This is a genomic window from Nevskia soli, assembly GCF_903970205.1.
Lineage (GTDB): Bacteria > Acidobacteriota > Terriglobia > Bryobacterales > Bryobacteraceae > Bog-113.
The window spans coordinates 1-5781 of record NZ_CAJCHS010000337.1; the positions used below are offsets into that span (position 1 = coordinate 1).

Consider the following 5781-nt stretch of genomic DNA (forward strand, 5'->3'; position numbering starts at 1 on the left):
GGAACTCGTCGCGCAAGCCGAGGAGTATATCGAGGGTGTCGAGTCGCTTCCGGTCGCGCCCGTTCTCGACCAGGCTAAGTTGCAGCAGTTACTCGACACGTTTTCGTTCGACGACCCCGGAACGCCGATCGACGTACTCCGCCGATTTACCGGCGAACTCAAGAAACATCAGGTCCACACGCCTCACCCGAGTTACTTCGGTCTATTCAATCCGGCGCCAAGCTTTATGGGAATTATCGGCGACTCTATCACGGCGACGCTGAATCCGCAGTTAGCTGGATGGAGTCATAGTCCCCTGGCCGTTGAGACGGAGCGGCGCTTGATCGAAGCATTCGCGGAGAAGCTCGGGCTGGCGCGAGACGAGACCGATGGGTGCATGACCAGCGGCGGCGCGGAAGCGAACCTGACCGCCCTGCTTTGCGCACTCGTGGATCGTTGGCCCGGTGTTCTCGACCAGGGCCTGCAGAGTATCGGCGCGCGCCCTGTGTTCTATGCCTCATCCGAGAGCCATCACTCATTCCTCAAGGCGGCCCGTACCGCTGGTTTGGGTGCGGCTGCGCTTCACCTCATCCCGGCTACGGATAAGTTAACGATGGACGTAGCGCTGCTGCGAATGGCCATCGAAGAGGATCGCGAGCTTGGATATGAACCGTTCCTGATCGTTGGAACAGCGGGAACCACGGGAGCGGGCGTTGTGGACCCGCTTGCCGAGTTAGCTGACATAGCGCGCGCGAACCGTCTCTGGTTCCACGTTGATGCCGCGTGGGGCGGCCCCGCTATCCTTGTACCGGAGCTGCGCCCAGTATTGGCGGGAATTGAAAACGCCGATTCGATTACTCTCGATCCACACAAGCAGCTCTCTGTACCGATGGGCGCCGGTATGTTTATGACGCGCCGCCGCGGTATCTTAGGCAAGACCTTCTCGGTAAGTACGACCTACATGCCAAAGGAGGCCGAGCGCCTGGCGGTCGCCGATCCGTTCGTACACTCCCTGCAATGGTCGCGACGATTCATCGGTCTCAAGCTATTTATGACCCTGGCCACCGTCGGATGGGCCGGTTACTCCGCGATCCTCCGCCACCAGGCGGAGATGGGCGATCTACTGCGCGACCGGCTCCGGGCGAACGGATGGACTATCGTGAATCAGACTAGACTGCCGGTCGTCTGTTTCACGCCTTCAGACCAGACCTGGGATATGGCGACACACCAGCGGGTTTCCGATGCTGTGGTAAAGTCCGGCAGCGCCTGGATCTCAACGATATTATTGGGCGGAAGCGTACCTGCTCTGCGCGCCTGCATCACGAACTATCGAACGCAGCCCGAACATATCGAGAAGCTGGTTACCGCGTTGACTAAGGCGCGGGAGCTTAACTAACCATGCAGCGGCGCGCATTCCTCGCCACGGCGGCGGCTGCGGCCGCCTGTACCCTGGACCGCCGGCCGCGCCTGAACGTCTTTAACTGGTCGAGTTACATCGATCCTCGAACGCTGGAAGCCTTCACCGCCGAAACCGGGATCCGCATCCGCTACGGAGTCTATGAGAGTAATGAGGAGATGCTGGCCAAGGTAATGACCGGTAACTCCGGCTGGGACATTGTCTTCCCGACCCATAGCCGCATCCCGCCCATGGTGCAACTCGGGCTTCTCGCTAAGTTGGACCACTCCAAACTGCCGGGACTCGTGAACCTGGACGCGCTGTTTCAGTCACCCGCCTGGGACCCAGGACTCCGCTGGTCTACTCCGTATATGTGGAACGCCACCGGAATCGCCTATGCGCAATCGCTTGATCCGGCGCCCGCCGCTTGGGCCGATTTGTGGAACGATCGCGTGCGCGGACGACTTACCATGCTGGATGACCCGGAAGACGTCCTCGGCGCCTGCCTGCTCAAGTTACGTCTCCCATTCGGTGCAACCGCCGACTCCGACTTAGAGCGCGCCCGGGCAGAAGCGATCGCTCAGAAGCGCTACCTTCGAGCCTACCTGAACGCCGAGGTACGTGACCAGTTAGTCGCGGGCGACGTACTGGCCGCGCAGTTATGGTCGACCACCGCGCAGCAAGCAATCGCCGCGCAGCAGGCTTCGCACCCGCTCGCCTTCACTTACCCGGCGGAAGGTTTCCCACTCTATTGCGATAACGCGGCGATCCTCGCGGAAAGCCGCCGCCGCGACTTAGCTCACCGCTTCCTTGACTACTTACTGCGGCCGGCGGTGGCGGCTGCGAACGCGACCGTTGGCGAGTCGGCCACCTGCAATCGCGCGGGGCGGATGCTGCTTCCGCCGGCAGCCCGCGACAGCGTCGTCTTATATGGGACGCCTGAAATTCTTGCACGCGGGATTTGGCCGGTCGCGCCTCCGCCCGACGCCCAGCGCTTGCGGGACCGCATCTGGACGGAGATCAAGAGCGCGTGAGCTTACACCACCGGTATCTGAACCCACTCCAGGACGTTGATCCAGGTACCCGGCATACGCAAGTGGGGATGGTCCTGAACCAAGGCGACGGCGTCCTCTCGGGAGCCCGCCTGAAGGATGCTGTAACCGGTGATGGTCGTTCTAACATCGGACGAGGACTTGCCTTGTACTTTGGCCGCTTTGTCCAGCGGTGTGCCGGGATCGACCACCGCGCTGCCGCATTTCTCGTACCACGCACGCCAAGCGCCCATGCCCGCCTCCCACTGCTCCGGCGTCACTTTGGCGAACATCTCGGAGACAGTCGGTCCATCTATCGCGCCTTCGGATTGGTAAAGAACCAGATACTTACTCATGGTGTTTTCCTTTCTGCTGATGCGAGCATGATTCTATCAAGACGCAAGTGATTGAGAAGGTCCAATGATCGTCGAAATGCGAACTTACAAACTCAAGCCGGGCACGCGGCCTCAATTCCTGGAAGTGTTCCGCACACGCTCGGTTCCGGCGCACGATGCGATCGGTATGAAAATCCTGGGGCCGTTCCTTTCCATCGAAGATCCCGACACGTTCTTCTTCATGCGCGGTTTCCCGGACTTAGCTTCTAGGGAGCCCATGAAAGCGCAGTTCTACGAGGGCGAACTCTGGAAAAACGAACTGGAGAACCTTCTGATGCCGATGATCGAGAAATACGATGTCGTTCTGGTGGACGACCCCGACGGTCTCGTTCGCTTTAACTAATGCCTGACGTTGGCAAAGTACAACGCACGTCGAAAGGGCTGGACATCCGCAGGGCTGGGTAAAACGACCGATAGAAACGCGATCGCCATCTCGTCGGTAGTCTGCTCACCCCATGTAATTCGCTTGGGCGGATTGGAAGGGTTTCGCGGGTTACCCGACGAGTTATCGTAAGTGAAATCGAGAGTGACTGTGGTACCTTTAGGTAGCGAAATCGGCTGCGCGAATTGGTACTGTCCCTGCCAGTTGAAGTCCCAATCTTTGATCCAGATCAAGGGCACAACCTTCCCGTCGGGAAGGGTAGCTTCAACCTTTGTTTCCTTACAAACGTAATGAGCATGCGGAGTGATCCCGATGACTTGTACATCTTGCGGCAGAACCAGGGAAGCGTGAACGCGATAGTCGGCATCTCCCGGCGGGATATCGATTCGCCTCGTCAGCACAAGGATCGGGGTGAATCCCTTCGTCGGCGCTTCGCCGTACCACAACCCAATCTGCGATAAGTCAGTCTCCGGCTTTCCATCCGGATGGTAATGAATCTGAATCACGATGTCGGTGTTCGGCGGAATGGTCCGCGCTAATCCCGGCCCGAGCGGGTACGGAACTGCGCCGGGCGCCCAGCCGCCTAACGAACCGGCCAGCACGAATCCGGTTCCGCCGAAGCACGGATAGCTATCCCCGCCGGATTGCGCCGCCAACTTGCGAGCTTGTCCGGTGTTGTCCAGATAGACCAGGGCGTGATGCACTATGCGCGGATTGCCCGCGCGGAACTCCATGACCTTGACATACTTTGCCTGCTCGCTCTGGAAAGGCAAGACAAAGCAGCGGTAGATATCCGGACTCTCCGCGGGAACTTCGAAGGGCTTCTGCAGCGCGAGAGTCACGTCCGGCTTGCCTTGCGACCATCCGGTAGCGAATACCGGCGGCGCGGGGGCGGTCTTCAAGTCGCCCGGCGGCGCACCCGCTTTAGCCCAATCGGAAATGAGTTGAATCTGTTCCGGGGTAAGGCGCCGCTCTCCTTTGAACTCCCCAAATCCCGGCTCGGGCTTCCAGGGGGGCATGTAGTGACTCTTAGTAACCTCCGCCAGAAGCGTCGCCCGCTTTGCCGCATCGGAGTAAGTCAATAGTGAGAAAGGAGCCACCTGGCCCGGCCGGTGGCACGACACGCAATTCGCGTTTAGGATCGGTGCGATATCGGCGCTGTAAGTCGGTTTGTTCTTGTAACTACCGGCCGTCAGCACGCCGCACGTCAGCACCGATAACAGGACGCAGACTTTCATCGACCTACTCCCCATCCATGATTTCGTCCACGTAGCACCATCGCCAATGCTCGCCTCGCTCCGCCGACTGCATCACCGGATGCTGCGTCGCGTGAAAGTGCTTCGTGGCATGTTTGTTCTTCGACGAATCGCAGCAGCCCACGTTTCCACAGGTCTGGCAGGTGCGCAGATGGACCCACCGATCGCCCATTTCGACGCACTTCTCGCATACATGGACCCTGGGCGCAATGTGTTTCGCCGTTTTCAAATGTTCACAGCTGGCCATAATCCCAGTATGCGACATGCTCACCGTAGCGGACCTTGCCTTGCTAGACAACCATTGATGCTCAATAGACGCAATTTCGCGCGACTCGCAACCGCAGGCCTCTCCGCGGGCCTTTTCTCGCGCTGGCCGGCCTCGCTGCATGCCCAGCAGGAAGGTTCCTGGCCTCAGGCTCGCTTGAGCGGCGATGCGACGCTCAAAGTAGATCCGTCCCAATTCATGGGTCTTGCCCAGATTCGCTCGTGGTACGGGGAGCTCGATGCCATGGGACTTCGCGCGACGGGTTCGCCCGCACACGAACGGTTCATCGATATCCTCCAGGACCGGATGCAGCGCGTCGGGATCTCCGGCGTACACGCCGATCCGGTGCGGTTCGAGCGCTGGACACCCAAGTCCTGGGGGCTCGATATTATCGATGGCCCTGGTGCCGGACCCGTGCCTGTTTCGTCCTACGTTCCTTACTCGGGAACACTGCCTCCGCAAGGAATCACCGGCCCGCTGGTATACATCCAAGGCGAGCAAATGCCGCCGCGCGGGTCGTTATCGGGAAGGATCGTTCTCACTGACATTGCCTTCCGCCCGGCGACACTTGCGGGCCTGACGCGCCTGTCGTATCAGAAGTATGATCCGGAACACGTCCTCAACCCAGGGCGCGATCACACCCGCGTGAGCCCGCAAGTTCTGCTCCGCAGGGTGAATGAGATGCGAGCGGCCGGTGCTGCCGGCGTAATCGCCATCCTTCCGCTCGACGACGCGGCCGCGAAAGGTCTCTATGCCCCCTATCACGGGTTCATCCTGCAGTGCCCCGGTTTGTATGTTTCCAACACGACCGGCGCCCGATTGCGGCAGATCGCCGGCTCCGGAGCCCGCGTTCGCATGCGGCTGGATGCCGTGGTCGATGACGGGGCGTCGCGCAACCTGATCGGTATCATCCCCGGAAGAACCGACGAGCTGGTGATCCTCAACAGCCACACCGACGGCCCCAACGGAACCGAAGATGACGGACCCAACGCCATTCTTGGGATGGCGCAGTATCTCACGCGAATCCCGCGCGAACAGCTCCCGCGCAGCATCATGATTCTGCTCACCACCGGACAT

The 5781-nt window shown here is 60.2% G+C and carries 6 protein-coding genes and 1 pseudogene; 4 read left to right on the forward strand and 3 right to left on the reverse strand.

Annotated elements, in window-relative coordinates; all coding sequences use genetic code 11:
- Together H1Y01_RS14645 and H1Y01_RS14650 are read left to right on the forward strand one after the other, a co-directional pair.
- Positions 1-1375: pyridoxal phosphate-dependent decarboxylase family protein (locus H1Y01_RS14645; protein ID WP_180541254.1), on the forward strand; the 1375-nt coding region annotated here is incomplete at its 5' end.
- A 2-nt stretch (positions 1376-1377) separates the two neighbouring features.
- Positions 1378-2409 carry an ABC transporter substrate-binding protein gene (locus H1Y01_RS14650; RefSeq protein WP_180541255.1) on the forward strand — a complete coding sequence of 344 codons (1032 nt, stop codon included), beginning with the start codon at positions 1378-1380 and terminating at the stop codon, positions 2407-2409.
- Positions 2410-2411: 2 nt separating this feature from the next.
- On the opposite strand, the gene H1Y01_RS14655 is transcribed toward H1Y01_RS14650, so the two are convergent.
- Positions 2412-2762 (reverse strand): hypothetical protein, encoded by a 351-nt coding sequence (locus H1Y01_RS14655; protein ID WP_180541256.1) that lies wholly within the window; start codon positions 2760-2762, stop codon positions 2412-2414.
- A gap of 76 nt (positions 2763-2838) precedes the next feature.
- Here H1Y01_RS14655 and H1Y01_RS14660 point away from each other — a divergent pair, with 76 nt between their 5' ends.
- The gene (locus H1Y01_RS14660; RefSeq protein ID WP_180541257.1) at positions 2839-3144 is read left to right on the forward strand and encodes an NIPSNAP family protein; all 306 of its coding nucleotides are present in this window, start codon (positions 2839-2841) and stop codon (positions 3142-3144) included.
- On the opposite strand, the gene H1Y01_RS14665 is transcribed toward H1Y01_RS14660, so the two are convergent.
- Entirely contained in the window at positions 3141-4421 is a 1281-nt protein-coding gene (locus tag H1Y01_RS14665; RefSeq protein WP_180541258.1) for an ascorbate-dependent monooxygenase, read from the reverse strand. The genes H1Y01_RS14660 and H1Y01_RS14665 overlap by 4 nt on opposite strands.
- A gap of 4 nt (positions 4422-4425) precedes the next feature.
- Positions 4426-4827 carry a UBP-type zinc finger domain-containing protein gene (locus tag H1Y01_RS20250; protein WP_437179970.1) on the reverse strand — a complete coding sequence of 134 codons (402 nt, stop codon included), beginning with the start codon at positions 4825-4827 and terminating at the stop codon, positions 4426-4428.
- Here H1Y01_RS20250 and H1Y01_RS14675 point away from each other — a divergent pair.
- A pseudogene (locus H1Y01_RS14675) lies at positions 4744-5781 on the forward strand (PA domain protein); the annotation flags it as partial. The gene H1Y01_RS20250 and the pseudogene H1Y01_RS14675 overlap by 84 nt on opposite strands.

What these genes read in the sequence shown, in the direction of transcription:
- H1Y01_RS14650 (WP_180541255.1), top strand. Translation starts at nt 1,378, where the DNA reads ATGCAGCGGCGCGCATTCCTCGCCACGGCGGCGGCTGCGGCCGCCTGT.
- H1Y01_RS14655 (WP_180541256.1), bottom strand. Translation starts at nt 2,762, where the DNA reads ATGAGTAAGTATCTGGTTCTTTACCAATCCGAAGGCGCGATAGATGGA.
- H1Y01_RS14660 (WP_180541257.1), top strand. Translation starts at nt 2,839, where the DNA reads ATGCGAACTTACAAACTCAAGCCGGGCACGCGGCCTCAATTCCTGGAA.
- H1Y01_RS14665 (WP_180541258.1), bottom strand. Translation starts at nt 4,421, where the DNA reads ATGAAAGTCTGCGTCCTGTTATCGGTGCTGACGTGCGGCGTGCTGACG.
- H1Y01_RS20250 (WP_437179970.1), bottom strand. Translation starts at nt 4,827, where the DNA reads ATGCAGCGAGGCCGGCCAGCGCGAGAAAAGGCCCGCGGAGAGGCCTGC.